Source organism: Chryseobacterium sp. SIMBA_029 (assembly GCF_046535275.1).
Lineage (GTDB): Bacteria > Bacteroidota > Bacteroidia > Flavobacteriales > Weeksellaceae > Chryseobacterium.
Genome location: NZ_JAWRXA010000005.1, coordinates 31,061 through 53,783, shown reverse-complemented (window position 1 = coordinate 53,783; position 22,723 = coordinate 31,061). Strand labels below are relative to the sequence as shown.

Here is a 22,723-nt window from a genome sequence, read left to right as displayed (position 1 = left end):
CATATTACCCTTGGTTTGTATGGGCAGGAGGTTCAGGCCCCTGTGGTCAGGACTTCCTCCCTTACTTGCCAGTAAAAACCGTATTACAGAGAACATAGTATTTAGCTACAGAAAAATGAACATCAACTCAGCGTACACTCGTATGCTGGAAGGTTGGGCTATGTCTCATCCAATACAACTTCATTAAAGAAAAAACGATCCAATCCTTATACAATTATAGATCACAAAATACATACACACCCATGAAAAAAATTAAAACAGACTTTGAAACCCGTCTTTGGGCAGACAGCAGAAAACGTTCCGGGCTCCAGCTGATGGAAACCTTCTTTCAGCTCAACGACCTGGCCGCCTCTAAAAAGACATTACATAACATTATGCATTACGCCGTCAAAAAGAACAGCTGGATGAAGGAAGATCCGTCCGTTCTTTTTCACTTCCGGGAGTCGATGCAGTCGTTTGTCCGGGCAGGCTACCTCATCACGCTGAAGGAAAAGAAATGGGCGGTTAATACGAAGCTGGAAGACGTTTCTCCATTGGTTCTGGGTTTGCTTTCGGAGAAAGAATACCAAAACCCTCTGCTGGTCTTTAAAAAAGCATTCAGAGAATACAGCATCAAAGAATTTGATTATTTCCTATCCGGGATGGTCTATTTCTCACTGGGAATCTACGACCATCTCCCGGAAAGGAATATCGTAAATCCCTACATCCATCTGATTAAAATGCTGGACGCCGCGCACCTTATTTTGGAAAGAAGAAGGAGGAAATATAATTAACGAATAGAAAATTCATTAACGCAAAGGATTACTAAAAACCTTTGCGTTAAAAAAGCGTAATATGGTCTCTGCTACCATCAAATATGGCTTATTTCATAATGAATGCCTGGCTGAAAATCTTTGATTTTCTTGCGCCTTACACTATTCGTAGAGCTTATAACCTTGCGCCTTTGCGATTTTCGAACAAGGCAATTTTCAAAACACCAGCTTATGTCCTTCCGACGAAGGAGGAATCTCATTGATAGATTAGATTCTTCATTTCACTTCGTTCCATTCTGAATGACAGCGGGATAAGTAGTTTCTTTTACACATTATTCATCCAGATATAAATATCTTTATCAGAAGAGATATTGAGCTTTTTTCTCAATCTGTATTTTCTCATTTGAACTGTTTTAGGCGTGACAAAAATAGAATTGGCAATCTCTTTTGTTGAAAAACCTAAACGTAAATAAGCACAAAATGTAAGTTCTGAATTTTGTATTTCAGGATAAATTTCAATGAGTTTTTCACAGAAATCGGGATAAACCTCCCGGAAGCGTGTTAAGAAATTTGGAGAATTATTTTTCGCCAAAGAAACAACTTCTTCAAAAGCAATGTTAATTTTAGATGCTAAAGCTGTAATTTCAAACTCTTTTTTAATTAAACTCATCTTTTTTTCATCATTTTTCTCTCTAAGATGTTTTTTTATAAAATAGCTTCCAACACTTAACGCTAAAGTGGTTAAAATAATAACAATTAATAGGTCTCTTGAATATTTAATTTCTGCTGTTATCCGTTTATTCTTTTCCTGAAGGTTTTTATTAAAGATTGTGTTGATGTTATTTTTATCAATCTGATTAATACTATCGTTTAACTGTACATATTCTTTTAAATATCTATAAGCCTGTTTGCCGGAATCTGTTTTTTCAGATACTTCAGCATTTAATTCATAAGCACTTTTTATATCGCTTAAAATCTTAGTCTTTTTTGAATTTTCAGTATATAAATCAACGCATTTCTTTGCCTTACTGAATTGTCCCTGGCTAAGATAAAGTGATGTTAGATGTTTAAATAAATAAGGTGTTTTAGAGATTTCTGTAAATTTTTCAGGGAGTTGTTTTGCAGACTGATTCATGTAATAATCCGCTGAATCCTTTTTTCCTTTAACTTTATTCAAAAGTCCTATAGCAGTTGTTGCCTTTGCCAAAAGAATAGCAAGCTTTTCATCCCGGTCATTATAATCGTGTAAATTATTATATATTTTGAGCATGTAATAATAAGAGGAGTCTGAATTTTTTTTACTATTCTGATAAATAGAAGCAATATCATTATAGGCAATATTTTCATTATAAACAGATTTATTCTTATCGGGGATGGTTTTGGATGAGATGATCATCTTTCTGTAATATTTGATTGCTTCTTCATTCAACCCCAGTTCGGCGTAATTTTCCGCTAATAAATGGTAATTTTCCGTTTTTAATTTGGAATATTCTATACCAAGATTTTCCCGCTCAGAAATCTTTGAAAAGTTTATACTGTTGCTAAAGTCTCTGTTGATATAAGCAATATAGGCTTTTCCATAATACCCGCTGGCTATTCCATAAGGATATTCAATCCTGGAAGAACTTCGAATGACATCATTCATGACTTGAATAAATTCATCTTTTTTTCCTTCAGAAATAAGATGTGGCGAACCTTTGATTTTCTTTTCAATCTCATCAGTTGTTTGAGAAGAAAAATGTAAGGAAAAAAGTAAAAAAATGAGGAAATAAAGTTTCATTGTTTTTAAAAGGTTGCAATAATATTCTTAATTTCTATTATAAGTCAATATTTTTTTTACTAATCATTATGTGTAGAATATGATTATGGTATTTAGTGGGTATATTATTCTTTTAATACCATTAGATCAAGCATGTTTTCATATAAATCTTTACAATTTTTTTCAATAAAATTTAAATATTTGCACTTATTAATATTCTGGTTATTAGTGGTTTATTTAGGTGAGTATCTGTGTAGGATATCATTTTTTGCATATAAAAAAAATCATTTATTTCTTTGAAGCCCCTTAACGGAAATTCAATGATTAGGTGAGTATGTGTTATTGTAGTAACGCTATAATCAAGCGGGAATTAATATCTGAAAACTGTTTTTAAGATGATTTAAACTTAAAATATAGACGGGGAAATAGTATGAACACTATCTAAAAAATAAAACTATTAAATAATGACATCGATTGATCTGAAAGACATCCATATTGGATCATTAATTTATCAGAGAGTAACAGAATGCAACATGAAAAAATCTTGTATTTGTAGTTTTCTTAACCGATCAGAAGAAGAGGTCGATGAGATCTATCAATCTACAAGTGTAGACTTAGAAGTGCTTTTGAAGTGCAGTAAGCTACTGAGATATGATTTTTTCAGACTTTATTCTCATCATTTGGTATTGTATGCGTCTTTAGCGTGTACAGATTATAATAAAAAGGATGATAAAGTAACACAATCCTCACCTCCAGCGTTTAGAAAAAATGTGTATACTAAAGAAATTATAAAATTTATACTTGAATTGATAGAATCCGGAGAAAAGACAAAACAGCAGATCATAGATGAATATAGAATCCCTAAAACCACACTTTATAAATGGATAATCAAGTACAAGAACTAAACAGACCTAATTATAAAAAAATTTATCAGGATATAATTATGAAAAAATTTCCGGATAAAATATCAGTCTGCTCTTCCATTTTAAACCATGAAGAATTTTCTGTCTTTCATATTTTAGAATTAGACCGTCTTCTTTTCGGTATGAATAAAGAAGCTGAAATTTTTAATCAAAAGCATCGCGCTTACGATCAACAGGAAATAAGAAAAATTCTAGAATTTCAAAAAAAAAATGTATTGAGTAATACCCAGGTGGCCAGTCATTTTAAGTTAAGTAGAAATACGGTAGCAAAATGGAAAAAAATGATCAATAAGAGATAAAAACGCTTCAAAAAAACAAGAAGTGACAATAGCCATGTAATGCACATGGCTATTTTTGGCTTCTGCTAAGTCAGGATTTATAGAAAACCGTTTTGTTAATTTCTTTTCAATACGGGATTTTAATAAACTGGCTGAAAACAGGGATGTTTTACAATGATATTTTTTTCACATATTTGTCTTTTGTATGGATGGAATCCAAAAGAGCAAAATAATGAAGAAAACAATTTTAATTTTTCTATCCTTCGCGGTGATCATTTCCTGTAAGGATAAGGTACAGGAAACACCAAAAAAAGTAGTACAGCATCAGACAGAAGTTCAATCCGATAAAAAATCAACAGATCCGGAACGGAATTCGGCTGAAGAAACGACTGAAGATTTTAAAATTCTTTTACCTAAAGAATACCGCGACCAGGGAAAGGAAAATGAAGTAAATGAGCTCACCAATAATTGGCTGGATCTATATCAAAAAAATAGAAAGTATTATGTGGGAAAAGCTGATTATACCGTTGCAAGAGGATATTCTGAATGCTCAGGAGATTCTACCAGAATCATTAATTCTAAAAATAATACCATTTTACTGATTGGTAATTCAAGACTGGCAACAGGGGAAGTGAAGACTGTTAAAATCGAAAAAAATAAAATCTGGCCAAAGGAAAAATTAAAATTTCATTTTGGAAATGAAGGGTACACATTGCGGGCGGAAGGAAAAGTACTTTCATCCGAAAAAGTACAGACCGATAATGGAGAAGAGCTTTATCAGAATGTAAAAGATTATAAGCTCTATCTGTCAGCTGATAATTCCCCGGAAACCTTATTTTTACAAGAAGAATCCTTTAATGATACTTTTGTCGAACTGCTTTTCATAGGAGATATTGACAGGGATGGAAAGCCTGATTTTATTTTTGGTGCCAACAGAGATTATGAAGAAGAACGGGTGATCTTATACCTTTCTTCTCAGGCAAAAAAAGGAAAACTCATTCAAAAAGCAGCTGAAGTTGCCATTCAGTTTGATTGCTAAAACCACGATCATATTTCAATTTCATAGGATTGGAGACTCTCATTTTTTAAAATAAGATCTGTAATACGCATGTATATATTTCCCTGCTGTAATTATTATTTCGAAAATGTAATCACACAAATTAGCTGAAAGCAGGGATTTTATGCAGTGATGATTTTACAGATCTTTGTTTATGTTTTTTCGGACACAAAAACACAATGATGAAATTTTTCTGTCAGTCGGAAAAATATAATATAAAACTATGACAGAAGCTATTCTCTATGGCTTCTGTATCTATCTAAATCTTTAAAAACATGAAAAAATTATTCACGTCAGCGGTTTTCGCCCTGATCATAAGCATCCACGTAAATGCACAGGAAAAAATTTATTTTGATGAAAACTGGGAAAAAACCACTCAAGACAAAATGGAATTTTACCGTGAAACAGAAAACAAGGGCAAGCTTACTTTAATCAGAGACTTTTATAAAAACGGAACCCTTCAGATGGAAGGTCTTGTTTCGGATACTACGCCGGGCAGTGAAGTGTATGAAGGTAAAATTACCTGGTACAATGCTGAAGGTAAAGTTGTGAGCTCGGGAACATATTCTGCAGGGCAGCAAATTGGACCTGCTAAAACTTTTGATGAGCAGGGAAGACCTCTGGAAGATGTGATTTATAGAGCTGACGGTACTTTTACAGGCAAAATACACACCTATAAAAATCCGGATGAAATGTCTTATCATAATAGTATTACAACGTATGAAACTCCTGAAAGTTTCAAATCGGTGGTGTATGATGAAGATATCAAAGGAATTCGCTATGAAATCGTCAGTGATGGTAAAGAACTGTATGAAACTAAATTTTATGACGAAAAAGGAAAATATATTGGCACGAATCGTTCTGGCGATTCCAGCGATAAAGTGACGGTAGAGTATTATCAGGATCCGATGAAGGTCTCTAAAATCGAAAAGCAAAATAAAGACGGAAAGGTAACAGAAAGTATCATTTACTCTCAAAAAGGGGGTATTTTGCAGGAAGAAAAGAAAAACAAAAAAGGCGGCTATCAAAAGACGTATGACGAAGCGGGCAAGCAAATAGGCAGCCTTACCTACATCTATGATAAAGAAATGGACTATTACACGCCGCAGGACGGAGAAGAGTATCAGTTTAATTATGAGTTTTCCGGATTCACGGCTGTTAATGTTTATAAAAACAGGTTGGTAATTCTGAATAAATATTTTGATGAAGATGGGAATTTATCTTCCGAGCAGGTGTTAAAAGATGAAATAACCCAGGAGATCAGATACTATTATCCGGATGGAAAACCCAAAGGAACTGTAACGTATAAAGATGATATGCCTTATAACGGTACGCTGTACGAAGGATTGATTGAGCAGCATTATAAAGACGGTGTTTTAGTGTACTCCAAGTCGTTAAGACTGGACGAAACATTAAAAACCGAAACAAAAATCAATGCAGATCAAACGGGATACAATTCTACTATCTATGATGAAAACGAGGCTGTTGCCTATACTTACATCCATCCGGTAGAGCAGGGTGATGGTTTCACTGCACAGATTGTACAGTATGCCAAAGGAAAACCTGCCAATAAAGCAGTTGTAAAAGATGGCTTTATTGAAATCGGAAAACTTAAATATAAATCTGAATCCGGTGCAAAAGAACTCGAGCGCAGTGGAAAATGGATTATCGTAAAAATGTATGATACGGAAGGAAAGCTGATTCAGGATTCTAAAATACTTGCAGAAACGCAGGATCCGGATGCTTACAACACATTAGATACGCAGATCACAGAAGCTGATCTTCAGTATGAATTTTATGAATCGTGATAAAATATGTATTGATCATTGACCGTCAAAAATGCAGGATTACCCACAATGATTCTGTACTTTTTGAAACAATGCCTGAACCTGCCATGCTTTCAACACTTTGTTCTGATATTCGTAGTCTTCCCATTGTTTTTTATTGACAATGAAAAATATGTGTATCATAAAAAATTACATTTCTTTTAAAGATTCTCCTATTAATGCTAACAATATAATTATTAGAATCATTGCTAAAATAGAATAAGGATTAGCAAAATTAACAGTCCAACCTAAAAATTTATTTCTTTTAGGAGGAAAGAGCCTCTTGTCATCTTTATTATAGTAAAAAATGCCAAATTTCCAATTATCTTCATTCATGATATAATATTTTTAAATAATTAAATACATCGTTATTTTTATCTAAATATAGTAGTAATGCTCCTGTTATTGGAAACATAAAAGTATAGTATAAATATACTAAAATGAAATAAAATTCCTGGAAAAAAGAAAAGCATGCTGTACAATACTGCAATTACTTTTTGGGCGCATTAAATATGGAATAATATAAGAAAACAGGAAACTTCTCAAACGTTTCTGTTTTACCAAGCGTATATTCATCAGGGCCGAATGCTTGGGAGAAATCAAGAATGGTAGAGGTTTTTGCCGGAGATACCGCGATCATTTTTATTAAGCTGGTAACTGCTGTTTCAGATTCGTAGGTGAATAAAAGGGTTTTACGATCCAAACTGTATATTTTATAATGGTAGATTCGTGCTTTTAGCTTGGTATCAACGCCTGTACCATCCAGTTTGGCTTTGTACATTAATTTCTTGGTACCGTCTTCCGTAATGTATACATCTGCATTTTTATAGCTGGCATATAGGTAAAGGTAACCTGATCGTTGGTCTTATAATAATAGCTTATGGCTTTCTCGCCTCCGGCCATGACCTGAACTTCAGCATCTTTAGGCATTTCCATCGGCCCGCGTTGTGACGGAGCCGCCGGTTTCTTTTTTTGTGCCGTTACATTCACCGCCGAGAACAGCATAACAACAGCTGCCAACACTAATTTTAAGTTTTTCATGGTTTTTTTTGCAATGTTAAAGAAAATTATGGTTGAAAAAAAATTACATGAATTTTTTTACACTCCCATTGTTTCTTTTTTGGTGATTGATCAATATCTACTCATAAAAAGAAGCAAAGTACTTAAACTTTGTTTCTAATTTCACTGCTGAACCAGGCCTAGACCTGCCCCCTCGTTGCCGCACGATTGTATCGTGTGGCTTTGGTTTTTAGATTATATTATTATAATGTTTAATTTATAATACTTAAACAGCACGAAAGGATTCGTGCGTTATCGGGGGAGATCAGAGATTACAAAATCCTGTCTTAGCTCATAACGGTAGCTTTAGAAAATATATTTTAAATATGTAATGAATATTTTTTATATTAGCCTTATAGTTAACCAATTAAAATATTAATACTATGAAAAACGCAACTATTTTAAGTAAAACAAAAATGAAACAAATTAATGGAAGTGGGGAATTTCCTATTTGGGAGCTAAATGAATGCTTAAGGGAGGCAGGAATGACAGATAATCCAGATGCTACTGAAATTATGACTCAAATATGTTATGATACATATCTTGGTTAAGATAGGATTAAAATAAGCTTTCTTTTTGAGAAGGCTTTTTTGTTATATTTGTAGAAAACAGGTATAATGAAAGATTTCTTAACAACTGCTGGCTTATATGAAAAAAAGGTTATTTTGGAGGATTACAAAGTAGGAAACAAAAAGTATTATGATGAACAAGAATTCGAAGACACAACCTTTGATTACTATTGTCAAGAAGAAGAAAAAACTACTACTTTTCAATTAGGATTAAACTATGCTACTAATTCTTCCTTTGGTAGTGAAATTCATGATTCTTACTTTAAAAATGATTTTTTAGATTTTTCCTTTACAGCTGTATGTACCTGTCAATCATGTAAAAAAGAAAAAGTTTATTTTCTACTTCATGTGTACTCAGACAAAAAGCTATCACAGAAAATAGGTACTGTTACAGATGAACAATTTAGGCAGGGTTATAGATATGATGAACCTAACGCTAAAATTTATATCGAAAAAGCAGGTATTTTTCCAGAAGTTAAAATAAAAGTTGATAAAGAAATTAATAAATTTCTTGACAAAGAAAATAAGACCTTTTATTTCAAGGGATTGAAGGCTTTAAGTAATAATTTAGGTGTTGGGGCGCTAGGCTATTTTAGGAGAATTGTAGAAAGCGAACTAATGCATATTGTAAGAGAGGTAAAAAGCCTCCCAAATTCTGATAAAGGAGCCATACAGAAATTATTGGATGAATATGAGAAAAGTAAAAAAGTCTCTTCTATTTACGAAAATATATATCAGTTTTTGCCACTAAGCCTACAAAGTATCAATTATAATCCATTGATGTTATTGTACAATCTAAGGACTTCACAGTTTCACAGAAGAAGAATCTTTAGACAAAGCATTTAAGATTAAAGCATTGCTTGATTTTGTCATTGTAAAAATTAACGAAGAAAAATCTACTCTTAAGGATATTAGGCAATTAGTAAAAGATTTACGTCCCGATCAATAAAACAGCCCCTTAATTGAGGCTTATTTTTTTAATGAGTTTAAATATTCTAAACCATTTTCTGTAATAGAATAACGTTCTGTACGGTGTAATGTATATCCTAAAAATTTAACGAATCCTTTGTCTTTTAGGACAGATAATAAAGTTCCTGTCTCTAAAGAGTCTTTGTGTCTGAAATCACTTTCATTTCTAATATACTTTTCTGCTTGGCTAAATAGATATGTATCATCTTTAGTATAATCAACAACAACAGTATTAAAAAATAAGATTGCGTGTTTTTGGTAGTTTGGATTTGGGTAGTACACTTTTATTAATTTTATTTCAAAGTTAATTCTTTTCCTTTAAGTGCGAAGAAAAGGTTTTGTAATTGGAGGACGATTTAATTTCTAATTCATTATTGTAGTCTCCCAGTTTCACGAATCATACTTTTGAAGATCTGCAAAGTAAAACTCTCGTCAGGATTTATTCATTTATAAGTTTAAAAAAATCAGATAAACTAATCTTTCTAGTTTCACACATTTTAAAAAGTGTTTCAACAGGTATTCTGTAAGGTTCTCCACTTTTAATCTTTCTAATGGTACTTTCTTCCACACCATGATTTTTAGCAAAAGAAGTCTGTGACTTGTCTTCTTTAAGCCAAGGTATTAACCAGTTTTTTGTGATGTATGAACAAATTTTTTCGTTTATATCTGTCATATAAACAAATGAAATAATTAATAAACAAAAAAACACGGTCGATCGACCGTAATTAAAAATATTTTTATTACATTTGTAAAATAAGCTACAATAAAAGTAGCTTTGCGATACTTCAAAAAATATTAGAAGCTATTGCTTAGAATCTCGATTCGAAAACTGGTAATTTTAGTACACGAGACGATAAGTATTGATGCTCACGACCTAGGCGTGGGCTCTCTTATCTGTGTACAAGGTATACCAGTGCCCCGAATCGGATAATGTAGAGTCCCATGCCGTTTTTATTTTCATGCTGTTCTGTTTTTCTACAATCATCTTTTTTCTAAGCCAGCTTTACTACACATAGTATCATGATATGTTACAATGGGGTGTACAATCCATTGCGGTTTTCGGGCTTTTATAAAAACACAAATTCTATCATATTTTTTTGGTAAGAATATACAATGCTGCACCAGACGTTGAGGTCTGTTTATCCTACTGTCATTCAGAATGTAACGAAGTGAAATGAAGAATCTAATCTATCAATGAGATTCCTCTTTCGTCGGAATGACAGGAGGTGTAAAATTGTATACAATACCCTTTATTTTTTGTCTTGTATGGGCAGGAAGTTCAGCATTGCCCGGACTTCCTCCTTTACAGGCAGTAAAAACATACACACACATGAAAAAAATTAAAACAGATTTTGAAACCCGTCTTTGGGCAGACAGCAGAAAACGCTCCGGTCTTCAGCTGATGGAAACCTTTTTTCAGCTCAACGATCTGGCCGCCTCTAAAAAGACATTACATAACATTATGAATTATGCGGTCAAAAAGAACAGCTGGATCAAAGAAGATCCGTCCGTTCTTTTTCACTTTCGGCAGTCGATGCAGTCATTTGTCCGGGCAGGCTACCTCATCACGCTGAAGGAAAGGAAATGGACTGTCAATATGAAGTTGGAAGATGTCTCTCCTTTGGTTCTGGGCTTGCTTTCGGAGAAAGAATACCAAAATCCGATGTTGGTCTTTAAAAAAGCATTCAGAGAATACAGCATCAAGGAATTTGATTATTTTATGTCCGGAATGGTGTATTTCTCACTGGGAATCTACGACCATCTCCCGGAAAGGAATATTGTGAATCCCTACATCCATCTGATTAAAATGCTGGATGCAGCACACCTCATTTTGGAAAGGAGAGGGAAGAAGTTGGCTACCTGAGTAGGGTTACAAGGCTGAGCAGGAAGAGGGGAGCAGGAAGTTATTCTTAGATATATTATTTTGATACGCCAAAATAATCCGAAATTTCTGATCTGATAAAACCGCTTTCCTGCTGCCTTTTTTATTTGCTTTATTTTTTTATAAATTCAAAAATTGAATTGACAAATTCCTCTGGCTGTTTCTGCCATTGCCAATAGGTATGGGGCCAGTTTTCTTCTGCACCATTCATCTTACCTTGTGTGATCATGTCGTGCCCGCAATCTTTTATGGTAACGATCTTGTGTTTCACGCCTGCCTTTGTCAGGTAAGTTTCCATTTTGTTTTTGTTCTCTGCGGGTGGCACCAATACATCTTTCTCTCCCAAAATACTTAATACAGGGCATTTTATTGTACTTAAAGCTTCTTTAGGATCGTATTTGTTTTTTCTCCACCATAAGACATCGTCCCCGGTTTGCGATTGGGGGATATCTAGCTGATCTATCCATTTTTCGCCTTTTATTTCAGAGGCATATTTCTTAAGGGCTTCCCAGTCTTTTGGAGTATTAGTCTGAATATATTTAAAAAAAAGTCCAGAATAATGAAGGGCAGAATTAATGGATTCCTTTGAGTATCCTTCCTCGGTCAGGGTATACTGAACCCGGTTAATATCCTGTTCGTAGAGAGAAACTGCGGGGCCTACAACTAAAACAGCAAAGCCGCAATCGGAGACTTTATTGGCAGCCAATGGTACGACCCATCCGCCCTGGCTTGCACCCAAAAAGCCTATTCTGGCATAATTCAGATCATTTCGTGCTTTCAGATAATTAAAGGCGGAAGCAGCATCTTCTGCAAAGTCATTGAAATCAGCCAATGAAAAATTACCTGTTGATTTACCGGTACCACGTTTATCATAAAGTAAAACGCCTATTCCCTTGCTTGCCAGAATATAAGCCAGGGAATGATACCACGGTGTATCCCTGTCTTCCCATCCGGAGCGATGTACCAAAATCACATAAGGAACAGGCTTATCAGATGTTTTGGGCTTGTACAAAACACCTGCAAGCGAGATATCTGCATTTGAAAATTTGATTTCTTCTGCTGTAAAGCTTTTTTCCTTTGCCTCTGTTTTTTTCAGGTGGATTTTCATTTCAGGTTTTGTATTCTTGCTTAGCCCAACTAGATCTCCTGTTTTAGGATCTAAAAAACAATAGAAATCACCATAGAATATTTTTACATTCAAAGTATCCTTATTCTGCGATATTTTTTCTGTAGCCACATCCATATAACCAATTTCCGGTATATCGTAAGTTGTTTTATCATTATTAAAATCAAATGAAATTAACTGAACAGATCCGTTCCGTGTTAAGGCACCTTCATAATGACCTTGTGGAGTTTGACTGTGCGCAATGTGTGCTATTAAAAGCAAAAGAATGGTATATAGAGGTTTCATATTTATATAGTTTTCTATTGGTATATGTTACTGGTTTGTGTGTCTTTAGATAAAGTCTATTATATGAAAGACAAAGATGATGATTAATTAGTTACATTGTCTTTAAAAAATATTGATCATCAAGTTTTTTTACATAACCCTAACTCTCATTTATTTCTAAATTATTACTTCCAGAATTGTAATTGACAACTTTGTTTCTCTATAGGATATAAAAATGGCGCCACTTTAAAAAAGTGGCGCCATTTGGCTTTGTGTGAACTTGACAGGATTATCTTCGAACACTTTTATTGCTGATATTGAAAAAATATTAGAAATATGTATTTGATTAATAGGGTTTTGCGTTTTTTTTCTTGACTCTAATCCTTTTTGGTGTATCCAAGCAGACTTTTTGGGGCGTTCGATGCGAAGCGATCACATAGGCATTAGGCAAACTGCAATAATTAGAGGAAGTATGATCCAGTTATATAGAAGAAAATGTTGGTTCTGTGGTTTATGATGTGGCTAGTGACTCGGAGATAGGGAGGGATTCGAACTAAGTCGTTCCAACCACTTTAAAACCATATTTTCAAGTATATTTTAGATTACTGCCATGACTTCGCCACAAAAAAATATGGGCTAAATCAACGCTTTAATCATTCTATAACGACCTCAAAGAACTTCCATAACTTTTATTGTCAAAGATACGAATTTTACATTATTGACTTAAAGACTAATGTATTTAGCAGAAAGAATCACATTAGTCATATAGAATTGGAAATTTTAGTTGAACCTCACTGTTTTTAAGTGATTTCCAATATGACCAATAATTATTTTACCTTCAGCTTCATTTGGTAGGAGATAAATTCTTAAATCACCACCAATTTTCGCATGTAATGAAAATTGAACCTTTTTCCCTGATGGCAACGTGAAGATGCGATCACTACCATATTTATTCATTGTACTTTCACTTTCTAAACTTACATCTCCTGGAATTTCATCGAAGTTTCGTTTTTTTAAACTTACCTCTATTAAATGAAGGTTTAACCTTTCAAGATATTTTGCAGCTTTGATAAAATTCGGGTTATTGATTGAACCAAATTTATGCAGTAAAAGTTCTGAATCAGGAGAAAAATCTAGCATTCTGAAATTTTCATATCTTTGATCCCAAAATTCTTCAATACTCTTTATTCCTTTTAAATCCAAACGTGCTTTTGATAATGCAACATTTGTTAAATAAGGTTGTAGATTTATAATGTGATCCTCATGAGGCAGATGTCTAACATCTTTTTTTACATATTCAATTTCAGCATCTTGACTCTCTCCCAGATATTCTCTAGTAATTAAATAAGAAGTTTTATTCCAATTATTAGAATTATTTATACTTATTGTAATTCCTTCTGTCTCGAAAGCATGGCCAAAACCAGTCACTTCGGTTTTCTCAAGCATATAATATGGGTTATCCGTAATCAGAGGCGCTTGTGCAAGATAGGTACTGTATTGTGTTCTGTCTTCAAATGATAGTGTTTTTAAAAAGTCATGAATGGTAAAATGTATTCCGTTAAACGATTCTCCTACAAATCCTTTTCGAGTTCTTAATCTTAGAGTTCCTAGTTTTAATTCATTTATTCGATCACAAAGTTTGAAGAAAGTTTTTAGTAGAGCAGTAGCATGCGCGATATTTACTACCTCGGTATCAAGGCTTAGTTCATTAAAAGCTAATTCAGACATTGGAGGAAATTATAGTAAATGCATCATTGAATATTCCCAAGTATCAAAAAAATCTTCTGGCCAATCATTAATTCTACCATCTGAATTAATTACAGGCTCAGTAACATAAATCTTATCTTGCCCATTATCATTAAATGTTCCCACAAAAATAATCCCAATTGCTTCCTTGGGTATTTCCTTTTCTTTTATGGCAATCCTTAATCCATTTAATATGTGGTCACTGTGTGTTTCTATAATTACTTGTATACCAGAGTTAGCTGCCAATCCCAAAAACTTTCCCATTTCTGCTTGTCCTTTTGGGTGAAGATGAGCTTCTGGATTCTCTACAATTAATAACGATCCCTTTGCAGCGGTAAGCACAGCTACAATTATTGGCAGTGCAAAAGAAAAACCGAAACCTATATTTAAAGGATTGAAGTTTTTGCCTTTCTGTCTCGCAAAGTTATACTGAATTGAAATATCGCTTGTATTGGTTTCATCGAGACTCACTTTTGTACCCGGGTGGATAATTTTACTTAACCAGTTTGAAACTTGGTCATAAATAAATTCACTCGAGGTTAAAGATAGAGAAGGGTGAATCATTTTTTCTAATTTTGTCGCTGCCTCAGAAAGTTTGGTTGCAGTATATTCACCGCGATATCCTAATGGGCTGTGATTACGACTAACAGAAAGTCGATCGTAAGATTTTCTCGGACCTATACGTTCTGCATTTAAATATTGGAAAGAGGTTTGGAATAAAGACGATTTAAAAATATCGGAATTATATTGATGGTCAATAAGTGGCAGTGAATTGCTAATTCCTTCAGCAACAACCGTCCATTCCCCCTCAAAATCACCATCAAGCAAATTTATAGATACCTCACTATTTTCAGCATCGAAGTTTAACATAGAATCGGGACTCACTAAGTTTACAAGTTCTTTATCCTCAATGGTAAGTGCAGTACCATGTTGTAAATCTCCGCGATCGAAGCTATTCCTTAAAACAAGCAGAGCTTGAATAAGGCTGGATTTTCCCATTCCATTGACCCCGGTCAAAAGAGTAAGCTTTGAAAAATTAAAAATTTGTTCTTTAAAACCTTTAAATTGATATAATTTAACTTGATTAATCATATTGAAATATCTATTAAGTCGCTGATCATAGCAAAACGAAGATCAACAGACTCTTTCTTTGTTGTAGTAGATGTAATTGTACGATAAAATTCAGGAATATGAAAAAACTCCAAGTATTTCCGCGTCAAATATTCTTTATTAAGTAATATCTGATGGTGGATACTTTGACCTCTTAATGCTAAATTAACTGTCCACGCTTCAAATAATGCAATATTTGGAGTATTGGTAAGTCTTTTACCATTGTTATTGATAATAAAAAAGGCATCTTCGCCAAAAAGTTGCATGCATGTGCGCAATGCCAAATCAAAATTATCCCTAATTTGAATTAATTCAGATTTAGTATAACTCTCAATACTTTGCATAGCCATATCTAAAAACCTTTCCATTGGAGAATTATAAGATTTAAGATTAGAGTAAAATGCAAAGAATCTAAGTGCGAATTCTCTATCTTTCATCCTTTTTGATGATATATCTCTTCCAATAGAATCTTTAAAATTGGAAAGTTCAGTTAATTCTAAAATAAATGATGCCGAAACTCCGGAGTAGTATGCATTTCTTAATTCTTGAGTATTCAACCTTATTCCACTTGTATTGATTCTTTGAAAAATATTGAACTTAACTTCTTCCGGTGTACCTGGATTAATTACATAAGCCTCTATAACAAAGGTTCTGATTTTACGTTGGTATGAAAAAGGGAGATCATTGAAATAAAGGCCTTCAATATCAAATTGATATTGCAAATCTGAAAGTGCAAATAAGTTCTTATTCATGAATTCATCTAGAACAGTTAGTCTTTGCAGGCCATCAATAATTTTCCAAGGCATCCTACTGCCATCCATATAAAAAATTGGTAATGGAATATTCATTAATAATGACTCAATTAAGCGGCTTTTTTGTTTTGCACTCCATAATCCACTTAATCTTTGAAAATCATTTGGACGCCAAAGTTCAATTTCACCTAATCTCATCATATGAGCAATCATATCTAGAGAAAAAGATTGCTGCCTAATGTCAACGTCATTAGGATCATATGGTAATTTGTTGGAATTAAAAATCTTAAAATCAGGCATTAATGCTACGTTTCAAATGTAACTAAATATTCTTTGTGAATCTATGTGTAAAAATACGAAATCAAAGCCAATCAGCCTATAGTAATATAATTTAAAACTAGTTAGCAAAATAACCAACATAGGTTTTGTTTCATGAAGAAAAATGATAGCCTTGCGTATTGTATTTTTACGGGATAGGGATTACTGTCTTATATTTCAAAGATTATCTGATTTATTTTCTGTTCCTCCATCCTAAAGTTTAGTTGGATTCTATAAAAATTCTTTGGTACTTCTTCAGTTTCTGAGGGTGGGGTGCTGGTATGTAATGAAATGCTTATATCTTTTTGGTGAAATGTCCATGGAGATTTGATTTTGAAATGCCTTCCGCATATTTGTTGATGTGAAGACCTAATGTATTTCTTTAAATCTTCTATGCCTTCAGTAACAAATTTTTGCTGCCAATTTACTCTTATTTCAAATTCAATGTTCGGAGATAAATCTTTTAAAATGGAATCATAATCGTAATTATTGCAACTATTTACAAATTCACGGATTATTTTCCTAGGAATTTTTTCACATTGTTGTTTTTCTCTCTTTTTTAAGCCCAGAAATTCCATGAAATCTGTAGCTACAATACTTTCCAATTTATCTTTCCCTCTATAAAAAGCATCAAGTTGAGTTTTATATAGTTTATCTGGAAAGAAATCCGTTGTCTCAGGATCGGCTTTTTGCTTAAAATCATCTAACAGGAGGAATCCCTTTTCTTGAGTGGAACTATTAATACCAGGTATGATATTTATATGATATGATTTCTCATCTGAACCGAAAAGGACTTTTATTTCTGGATTAAATCGAATGGGAACTTCTAAACTTTTTTTTATCAGATATCTGGTTTGATTTAAGGGATTATCGATTGGATTTCCCCACTTCGTTGTACACAGTTCAGATTGGTACCTTGAAATTTCTAGTCGTATTTCTTTTCTTCCTCGGTTCAGATCCGTTACGAATTCATATCCAGGAAATGTTTCCGATATTAATTTGTCAAGCTCCCATTCTTCGTAGCTACTGGTAAAATTTATTCCAAAGTTTTCCCCGAATTCGGTAATATAAACAGGAGATTCTATCTTATTTCTAATCAAGATGGTTTTGATTACGTCGATATCTGCCTTTCTATTTACCGAAATATATATTTGCGTTTCAACCATTACTTAAGGACCTGCATATTATTTAATTTTTGTTTTGTTCTATCAATAGATCAAGTTTACAACTATAAATTGCAGCACCATCCATATCATTACTAACTTTATAAAGTTCAATTAAAAATTGATACATTTTTACAACATGTGTATTTTTTATTCTCTCCGAATCCAGAATTTCAACACATTTTAGCTGATGAGCTATAGCTTCATCCAAATTGTTTTTCAAAATGCAGCTTTCCGATAGTTTATTGTAGTAGCTAGATAATAATAATTCGTTTCTCTTTTCAGCGGGTATTGAATTATGATATTTAATGGCTTTCGTGATTAGTAACTCCGATATATCAAAATTCTTTGTTTTACGGTGAAGTTCAGATAATATAGTGTACTCTACGCCGACTTGTGCGTCATTATAGAAATAATTTTGTTTTCTTAGGACTGCTACTTTCTGAAGACATTTAAGTACGTTTTCTGGCTCATCTTTTAATAGATATGCCTGGGCTAGATTTTGTAATGAGGTGATAAACATTAATAAATCACCATTTTTAAAATCACCGGAATGTTGTGAATATAATTTGTTAGCTTTTCGCTGATAATTAATAATATCATCCAAAGAATTCTCAATGTTTAATGTCGAAGCAAGATTATTGTACATTGCTCCTAAACAAAGAGCATCCTTTCCTAAATAATGTTCAGTTCTCTTTATTAAATCAGCCCATAATTCATCGATATTATTACGTATAAAGAAAAATGAAGATAGATGCAAATATTCATTTTCCAGTAGAAGAAGTGGCTGATAAATATTTGATCGATACTCCTCTTTAATGGTATTTAATATTGATTCTGCATATTTTAGAAACCGGAACGATCCTTTCGGATTATTATATCCTTCAGCTATTCTTCGCGCTAACCAGGATATGTAGAATGAGAACTCTACAAAAGGACTATTTTGTCCTCTTAAACGATAAATAATTGTTTGCTGTAGAATTTTGTGGACGCGTATACTTTTTTTGTTGTCCTCATATTGCAGAAGCCCTTTCTTTTCTAAAGAATTGATACAGTTTATATAACTGATTTTGTTACCATCATAGAATTCCTTGCCGCATATTAATATTAAATCTTCAATGATTATATCAGTAGATGGAAGTAGTGCAAGATATTCCAAAAAGAACTCTTCATTATCATTTATGCCCTCAACAGAAAATTTTTGTAGGATAAAATCAAAAATAGCTGCTACTTTGCTCTCTACATTATAAATACCAATATCTATCTTAAGCAGTTCATTGTTTAAATTCTGCGTCTTAATCGACTCAAATATAAACTCTAACGTGAGATCAAAACCATTCTCAATTGTTTTGGCAACAAGCTCAATAATAAGTGTATTAAACTCAATATATTCCAAAAAAGCTTTAAATACTGCTTCGTTAAAATCCTTTGAACAGTGTAATTTAAAGAGGTTGCCTGCACTGTCATAATCCAAATGTGGGAGCAGGTAAGGGTTTAACGTTTTAAATCTAGCCCGCGTTAGGATCATTTTCTTCCAATTTCTTAAACTTACAATTCTGTCTAGTGCCGAAGAAGTCTCGTCATTATCTTGGATATCTAATATAATAAGGTTATTATCACCGATTTTACCCAGCTCAGCTAAAATAATATTAAATTGCTCATCTACAGTTTTTTCCTTATCTAAATTTATACGTAAACTTGAAAGCAACAGGTTATTAAATACAAATGAAGTTTGTATTGATTTTTCAATATTTAACCATATAACGTTATTATATTTATTTCGGTTGATCGTAAGGAATTTTTTAGCAAATGTTGTTTTTCCAACACCGCCATAATTGTGAATTGTGATTAGCTTTTTTTTACTGAGAATATCAAATGTATCCTTAAATTCATTATTCCAGCCAAAAATAATATCTAAATCATTGACATATGGAACTAATGTAAGATCAATGTTTTCTAAAGTATTGGGTTTAAGGTTTTCTATGCGTGCTGCTTGATTTTCTTGTTTTGACTCAACAGTTTTAATCCTATCCTTTATTTCCTCTAATTCAAAACCGATAAATTGTATAAATTTTGAATCGATTCTTGCCTTTATTTCAGAATCGCTTAAATCCAGAAGATCTTGTAAATCGGAAGTGGTCAGACATCTCATTGAAGCTTCGCTTTCTTGTGAACACCTATTTATTTCAGATAAAAGCACTCTAAAGATAATTTCAATCGGTCTATCACCAAATATTTTATTCTTTAATAAGACTAATATCTCTTGCCTAATTTGGAATACAGCATCTTCTGTTGTGAGCTCGCCAAACTCCCAATGGACTGTCCTGCAAAAATCTTCAATGAGCAAATCATCCAACAGAATAGAACACAATGCCTTATAGCTAGTATTTACTTCAAGTTTTTTGTGTGCAGAAACATTTTGACAGTTAAGCTTTGCCTGTCTTATTTTGTTGGATTCACCTTTGAGTATCTCCCTATTTTTTTTCTTTAAAGATTCAATATCTGCAGTATTTTTAAAAATTTCTCTACTAAACCATTTACCTAACAATTTTTCTTTTTTCTGTATTCCTGAGTTGGTGACAAATGAAAATTTTGGTGTAATATTATTTTGCTTGTACCTAAGATAAGTAATGAAAAAGTCAAACAGAGAATGTCTAATTTCCTTCGAGTTTAAACTAAAATCTGAACTATAGCACTTTAATTGAGTGAATACACAGGTCTTTCCAATCTCTTTGATATCATTGTCAACTTCTGTATAAAGAGTACTCTCAGCTCCATTTATAAAATTTGTTATCCATTTCTTCAACAGAGACAAGTACTGATAATAAAAGCCCCTGTTTGTTGAAACTGCATCTCCATTTCTTCTGAAAATTTTAATCGAGTTTAGATCTATATCTGGCATTTTTTAATCAAAAGTTTTATATCACGCTCAAAGATATAGTTTATTGATATTAATTTGGTCTAAAAAATTACTGATCAATGTCGTAGGACTGATTTATAATCTAAGTACTGCTAGATTTAGATAAGACGTTTAGTAAATGAAAATAAAATTGATCATAAAAAATTTCTTCCCTTCAACTCTTATTTGTCTTTTAATGGCGTATTTTTACTTTTCGTGAGATGAAAAGAGCAAGATATTTACTATTTTTATAATATTTACCTTAACAAAAGTATGAAGCCATTAATATTAGATTATAAGATTATTCGCCCCGAGTCAAATTTTGATCCAGATTACATTTACGATCCTTTTGAGTCTCTTAACATTGTTGAAATTGATGGAAAGAAAATTCCTTTAATTGATGCTTCGAGCGATTTAACCGTTAACCTTAATACAGTTACGAAGGTCAAGTCTGAAAGTGATGACTACTCGTTGTCATTTGATTTAGCAACTAGGACTAAGGTTAGTGGCGAGAAAGATGACTATCAATTGGATTACGTTATGTATACGACAAAAACTCTTGTGAAATTAGAAAATGATGATACGCGTACTCCTTATTACCAATAAAACTGATGTTACAACCGACTTTGTAGTAAGAAGGCTTAAAGAGAATGACATAGCGTTTTACAGATTAAATACTGAGGATTTAGGTAGTAATGTTGAGGTTGATTTTGACTTTTGTAACGATAATTTTAGAATTCTTGACAGGACAACTGAACTTGAAATTGATTTATTGGCGGTGAAAAGTGTATATTTCCGAAGGCCCGAACTGCCTGAGGATAACCCAGAGCTTAGTAAAGCCGAAAATCATTTTATACGTAATGAAATCAGTTATACCTTAGAGGGAATTTATAAAATACTTGGTTCTGCATATTGGTTGAACAATGTTAGTCACATTAGAAATGCAGAAAACAAAATCGATCAGCTTCGTCTTGCGAAAAGCTTAGGTTTTAGCATTGCGCCGAGTTTGATTACTACGAATACAAATTCTGCGACTAGCTTTTTTAAAGCGAATGAGGAAGAATGTATTATTAAACCAATACGTACAGGATTAGTATCTGATGATGAAAGCGAAGAAGGTATTATTTTCACCAATAAAGTGTACTTGGATCATATTAATGTGCAGCGTGTTCGCTGTTGTCCAACATTTTTCCAGGAACATATTAAGAAGAAAGGCGATTTAAGGATTACTGTTGTGGGAGATAATGTATTTGCAGCCTTAATACACTCACAGGATTCTGAGGATTCGAAAGTAGATTGGAGATTTAGCCAAAATGGGCTTAAACACAGTATTTATACCCTCCCAGTAGAAATTTCAACCAAATGTATCAACTTGGTGAAGTTTTTAAATTTAAATTTTGGCGCTATTGATCTTATTTTGAATGAATATGGAGAATACGTATTTCTTGAAATTAATCCGAATGGCCAATGGGCATGGATTGAAAAATTGCTTGATTTTAATATCTCAGGAGCAATAGTAAATTTGTTAAAGAGCAAAATTGATGAATAAAATTTTACTTAAACTTAGAGAGCTGGTTTGGCCGTTGCTTGAAGTGGACGATAATAGCGAGGTCTCTGATCAAAATTTAACCGCAGAATGCGAGGCATCCGAGGTACAAACTATTATCAAAATTGAGGAGGAAAATCTAGATCTTGCTCTACAATTACAAGGTAAGATATACCAAGAAGAAGAAGACCGCAGAAAAGGTACTGAATCCAAAGCAGCTCTCTTTATAGGCTCATTAAGTTTGGCAAATACGATTGTGATCGGCGCGAATACATTAATTTGGGGTAAAGATATCCCTAATGGAGTTATTAAGATCTCCGTATTAATATCTGTAATTTTAGCCATTTATACACTTAGAACTGTATGGTTCTCAATAAAAGTATTGGAAAGAGGAATATATCATGTGTTGGGAAATGATGATATAAATATTCCTGGAGATAAAAACAAATTTAAAAGGGAGATCCTTCTTATTTTTTTCAAAATTATTAAGGGTAATGAAGATATTATAAATATGAAAGTCTCGAATTTGGTAATGGCACAGGAGTATTACAAAAGAGCTATGTTTGTTATTTGTCTATATGCATTCATGGTTTTCTACTTTTGTTTTTTTCTGTAAATGATAAAATTGGTTTGATTAAAAGGTGAAAAGTAAATAAGAAAAGAATTGTAATTTTTTGCTATATAATGTAATAATTGCTGACTGTACGAAGTTGTAGAATCTTATA

At 32.9% G+C, this 22,723-nt stretch carries 24 protein-coding genes; 11 read left to right on the top strand and 13 right to left on the bottom strand.

The window, feature by feature from the left end; genetic code table 11:
* Positions 1 to 242 precede the first annotated feature (242 nt).
* Complete coding sequence (locus SB679_RS10195; RefSeq protein ID WP_410702149.1) at positions 243 to 773, top strand: hypothetical protein; 531 nt, start codon at positions 243 to 245, stop codon at positions 771 to 773.
* A gap of 304 nt (positions 774 to 1,077) precedes the next feature.
* Here the strand turns inward: SB679_RS10195 and SB679_RS10190 are convergent, their stop codons facing one another.
* Positions 1,078 to 2,532 carry a tetratricopeptide repeat protein gene (locus SB679_RS10190; protein ID WP_410702148.1) on the bottom strand — a complete coding sequence of 485 codons (1,455 nt, stop codon included), beginning with the start codon at positions 2,530 to 2,532 and terminating at the stop codon, positions 1,078 to 1,080.
* A gap of 443 nt (positions 2,533 to 2,975) precedes the next feature.
* Between SB679_RS10190 and SB679_RS10185 the strand changes: the two genes are divergently transcribed.
* The 4 genes from SB679_RS10185 to SB679_RS10170 all read left to right on the top strand — a co-directional run bounded on the left by SB679_RS10185 (position 2,976) and on the right by SB679_RS10170 (position 6,577).
* The gene (locus SB679_RS10185; protein ID WP_410702147.1) at positions 2,976 to 3,416 is read left to right on the top strand and encodes a transposase; all 441 of its coding nucleotides are present in this window, start codon (positions 2,976 to 2,978) and stop codon (positions 3,414 to 3,416) included.
* Positions 3,392 to 3,733 (top strand): helix-turn-helix domain-containing protein, encoded by a 342-nt coding sequence (locus tag SB679_RS10180; protein ID WP_410702146.1) that lies wholly within the window; start codon positions 3,392 to 3,394, stop codon positions 3,731 to 3,733. Before SB679_RS10185 ends, SB679_RS10180 begins: the two co-directional genes overlap by 25 nt.
* Before the next feature lie 211 nt (positions 3,734 to 3,944).
* On the top strand, positions 3,945 to 4,751 hold the full coding sequence (locus SB679_RS10175) for a hypothetical protein (RefSeq protein ID WP_410702145.1): 807 nt from the start codon (positions 3,945 to 3,947) through the stop codon (positions 4,749 to 4,751).
* Positions 4,752 to 5,044: 293 nt separating this feature from the next.
* Positions 5,045 to 6,577 carry a membrane-binding protein gene (locus tag SB679_RS10170; RefSeq protein WP_410702144.1) on the top strand — a complete coding sequence of 511 codons (1,533 nt, stop codon included), beginning with the start codon at positions 5,045 to 5,047 and terminating at the stop codon, positions 6,575 to 6,577.
* Between the two features lie 39 nt (positions 6,578 to 6,616).
* On the opposite strand, the gene SB679_RS10165 is transcribed toward SB679_RS10170, so the two are convergent.
* From SB679_RS10165 to SB679_RS10150, 4 genes are all read right to left on the bottom strand, one after another.
* Entirely contained in the window at positions 6,617 to 6,739 is a 123-nt protein-coding gene (locus tag SB679_RS10165; RefSeq protein ID WP_410702143.1) for a hypothetical protein, read from the bottom strand.
* Between the two features lie 6 nt (positions 6,740 to 6,745).
* A complete protein-coding gene (locus SB679_RS10160; protein ID WP_410702142.1) occupies positions 6,746 to 6,931 on the bottom strand; it encodes a DUF5808 domain-containing protein in 186 nt (61 codons plus the stop codon).
* Positions 6,932 to 7,085: 154 nt separating this feature from the next.
* Entirely contained in the window at positions 7,086 to 7,376 is a 291-nt protein-coding gene (locus tag SB679_RS10155; protein WP_410702141.1) for a hypothetical protein, read from the bottom strand.
* A complete protein-coding gene (locus SB679_RS10150) occupies positions 7,376 to 7,636 on the bottom strand; it encodes a hypothetical protein (RefSeq protein WP_410702140.1) in 261 nt (86 codons plus the stop codon). Before SB679_RS10150 ends, SB679_RS10155 begins: the two co-directional genes overlap by 1 nt.
* 401 nt (positions 7,637 to 8,037) lie before the next feature.
* Between SB679_RS10150 and SB679_RS10145 the strand changes: the two genes are divergently transcribed.
* Both SB679_RS10145 and SB679_RS10140 read left to right on the top strand, forming a co-directional pair.
* The gene (locus tag SB679_RS10145; protein ID WP_410702139.1) at positions 8,038 to 8,205 is read left to right on the top strand and encodes a hypothetical protein; all 168 of its coding nucleotides are present in this window, start codon (positions 8,038 to 8,040) and stop codon (positions 8,203 to 8,205) included.
* Positions 8,206 to 8,271: 66 nt separating this feature from the next.
* A complete protein-coding gene (locus SB679_RS10140; RefSeq protein ID WP_410702138.1) occupies positions 8,272 to 9,069 on the top strand; it encodes a hypothetical protein in 798 nt (265 codons plus the stop codon).
* Between the two features lie 123 nt (positions 9,070 to 9,192).
* Here the strand turns inward: SB679_RS10140 and SB679_RS10135 are convergent, their stop codons facing one another.
* Both SB679_RS10135 and SB679_RS10130 read right to left on the bottom strand, forming a co-directional pair.
* Positions 9,193 to 9,474 (bottom strand): hypothetical protein, encoded by a 282-nt coding sequence (locus tag SB679_RS10135; RefSeq protein ID WP_410702137.1) that lies wholly within the window; start codon positions 9,472 to 9,474, stop codon positions 9,193 to 9,195.
* A gap of 157 nt (positions 9,475 to 9,631) precedes the next feature.
* A complete protein-coding gene (locus SB679_RS10130; protein WP_034714818.1) occupies positions 9,632 to 9,865 on the bottom strand; it encodes a helix-turn-helix domain-containing protein in 234 nt (77 codons plus the stop codon).
* Between the two features lie 657 nt (positions 9,866 to 10,522).
* On the opposite strand from SB679_RS10130, the gene SB679_RS10125 reads away from it, so the two are divergent.
* On the top strand, positions 10,523 to 11,056 hold the full coding sequence (locus SB679_RS10125; RefSeq protein ID WP_410702136.1) for a hypothetical protein: 534 nt from the start codon (positions 10,523 to 10,525) through the stop codon (positions 11,054 to 11,056).
* A 130-nt stretch (positions 11,057 to 11,186) separates the two neighbouring features.
* On the opposite strand, the gene SB679_RS10120 is transcribed toward SB679_RS10125, so the two are convergent.
* The 6 genes from SB679_RS10120 to SB679_RS10095 form a co-directional block, all read right to left on the bottom strand.
* Complete coding sequence (locus SB679_RS10120; protein WP_410702135.1) at positions 11,187 to 12,485, bottom strand: alpha/beta hydrolase family protein; 1,299 nt, start codon at positions 12,483 to 12,485, stop codon at positions 11,187 to 11,189.
* Between the two features lie 759 nt (positions 12,486 to 13,244).
* The gene (locus SB679_RS10115; RefSeq protein ID WP_410702134.1) at positions 13,245 to 14,192 is read right to left on the bottom strand and encodes a hypothetical protein; all 948 of its coding nucleotides are present in this window, start codon (positions 14,190 to 14,192) and stop codon (positions 13,245 to 13,247) included.
* Positions 14,193 to 14,201: 9 nt separating this feature from the next.
* Positions 14,202 to 15,302 (bottom strand): DUF3696 domain-containing protein, encoded by a 1,101-nt coding sequence (locus SB679_RS10110; protein WP_410702133.1) that lies wholly within the window; start codon positions 15,300 to 15,302, stop codon positions 14,202 to 14,204.
* Entirely contained in the window at positions 15,299 to 16,372 is a 1,074-nt protein-coding gene (locus tag SB679_RS10105) for a DUF262 domain-containing protein (RefSeq protein WP_410702132.1), read from the bottom strand. Before SB679_RS10105 ends, SB679_RS10110 begins: the two co-directional genes overlap by 4 nt.
* A gap of 188 nt (positions 16,373 to 16,560) precedes the next feature.
* On the bottom strand, positions 16,561 to 17,556 hold the full coding sequence (locus SB679_RS10100; protein WP_410702131.1) for a hypothetical protein: 996 nt from the start codon (positions 17,554 to 17,556) through the stop codon (positions 16,561 to 16,563).
* A gap of 22 nt (positions 17,557 to 17,578) precedes the next feature.
* A complete protein-coding gene (locus tag SB679_RS10095; protein ID WP_410702130.1) occupies positions 17,579 to 20,455 on the bottom strand; it encodes a hypothetical protein in 2,877 nt (958 codons plus the stop codon).
* Between the two features lie 270 nt (positions 20,456 to 20,725).
* Here SB679_RS10095 and SB679_RS10090 point away from each other — a divergent pair, with 270 nt between their 5' ends.
* The 3 genes from SB679_RS10090 to SB679_RS10080 are packed head-to-tail and all read left to right on the top strand — an operon-like array spanning position 20,726 to position 22,614.
* Entirely contained in the window at positions 20,726 to 21,058 is a 333-nt protein-coding gene (locus tag SB679_RS10090; RefSeq protein ID WP_410702129.1) for a hypothetical protein, read from the top strand.
* Positions 21,027 to 22,001 carry an MvdC/MvdD family ATP grasp protein gene (locus SB679_RS10085; protein ID WP_410702128.1) on the top strand — a complete coding sequence of 325 codons (975 nt, stop codon included), beginning with the start codon at positions 21,027 to 21,029 and terminating at the stop codon, positions 21,999 to 22,001. The genes SB679_RS10090 and SB679_RS10085 overlap by 32 nt, the downstream gene beginning before the upstream one ends.
* Positions 21,994 to 22,614, top strand: a complete 621-nt coding sequence (locus SB679_RS10080) for a hypothetical protein (protein WP_410702127.1) — start codon at positions 21,994 to 21,996, stop codon at positions 22,612 to 22,614. Before SB679_RS10085 ends, SB679_RS10080 begins: the two co-directional genes overlap by 8 nt.
* Positions 22,615 to 22,723 lie beyond the last annotated feature (109 nt).

Bases quoted from the DNA above. Each gene is read 5' to 3' on its own strand.
- SB679_RS10195 (WP_410702149.1), top strand. From the start codon at position 243: ATGAAAAAAATTAAAACAGACTTTGAAACCCGTCTTTGGGCAGACAGC.
- SB679_RS10190 (WP_410702148.1), bottom strand. From the start codon at position 2,532: ATGAAACTTTATTTCCTCATTTTTTTACTTTTTTCCTTACATTTTTCT.
- SB679_RS10185 (WP_410702147.1), top strand. From the start codon at position 2,976: ATGACATCGATTGATCTGAAAGACATCCATATTGGATCATTAATTTAT.
- SB679_RS10180 (WP_410702146.1), top strand. From the start codon at position 3,392: ATGGATAATCAAGTACAAGAACTAAACAGACCTAATTATAAAAAAATT.
- SB679_RS10175 (WP_410702145.1), top strand. From the start codon at position 3,945: ATGAAGAAAACAATTTTAATTTTTCTATCCTTCGCGGTGATCATTTCC.
- SB679_RS10170 (WP_410702144.1), top strand. From the start codon at position 5,045: ATGAAAAAATTATTCACGTCAGCGGTTTTCGCCCTGATCATAAGCATC.
- SB679_RS10165 (WP_410702143.1), bottom strand. From the start codon at position 6,739: ATGATACACATATTTTTCATTGTCAATAAAAAACAATGGGAAGACTAC.
- SB679_RS10160 (WP_410702142.1), bottom strand. From the start codon at position 6,931: ATGAATGAAGATAATTGGAAATTTGGCATTTTTTACTATAATAAAGAT.
- SB679_RS10155 (WP_410702141.1), bottom strand. From the start codon at position 7,376: ATGTACAAAGCCAAACTGGATGGTACAGGCGTTGATACCAAGCTAAAA.
- SB679_RS10150 (WP_410702140.1), bottom strand. From the start codon at position 7,636: ATGAAAAACTTAAAATTAGTGTTGGCAGCTGTTGTTATGCTGTTCTCG.
- SB679_RS10145 (WP_410702139.1), top strand. From the start codon at position 8,038: ATGAAAAACGCAACTATTTTAAGTAAAACAAAAATGAAACAAATTAAT.
- SB679_RS10140 (WP_410702138.1), top strand. From the start codon at position 8,272: ATGAAAGATTTCTTAACAACTGCTGGCTTATATGAAAAAAAGGTTATT.
- SB679_RS10130 (WP_034714818.1), bottom strand. From the start codon at position 9,865: ATGACAGATATAAACGAAAAAATTTGTTCATACATCACAAAAAACTGG.
- SB679_RS10125 (WP_410702136.1), top strand. From the start codon at position 10,523: ATGAAAAAAATTAAAACAGATTTTGAAACCCGTCTTTGGGCAGACAGC.
- SB679_RS10120 (WP_410702135.1), bottom strand. From the start codon at position 12,485: ATGAAACCTCTATATACCATTCTTTTGCTTTTAATAGCACACATTGCG.
- SB679_RS10115 (WP_410702134.1), bottom strand. From the start codon at position 14,192: ATGTCTGAATTAGCTTTTAATGAACTAAGCCTTGATACCGAGGTAGTA.
- SB679_RS10110 (WP_410702133.1), bottom strand. From the start codon at position 15,302: ATGATTAATCAAGTTAAATTATATCAATTTAAAGGTTTTAAAGAACAA.
- SB679_RS10105 (WP_410702132.1), bottom strand. From the start codon at position 16,372: ATGCCTGATTTTAAGATTTTTAATTCCAACAAATTACCATATGATCCT.
- SB679_RS10100 (WP_410702131.1), bottom strand. From the start codon at position 17,556: ATGGTTGAAACGCAAATATATATTTCGGTAAATAGAAAGGCAGATATC.
- SB679_RS10095 (WP_410702130.1), bottom strand. From the start codon at position 20,455: ATGCCAGATATAGATCTAAACTCGATTAAAATTTTCAGAAGAAATGGA.
- SB679_RS10090 (WP_410702129.1), top strand. From the start codon at position 20,726: ATGAAGCCATTAATATTAGATTATAAGATTATTCGCCCCGAGTCAAAT.
- SB679_RS10085 (WP_410702128.1), top strand. From the start codon at position 21,027: ATGATGATACGCGTACTCCTTATTACCAATAAAACTGATGTTACAACC.
- SB679_RS10080 (WP_410702127.1), top strand. From the start codon at position 21,994: ATGAATAAAATTTTACTTAAACTTAGAGAGCTGGTTTGGCCGTTGCTT.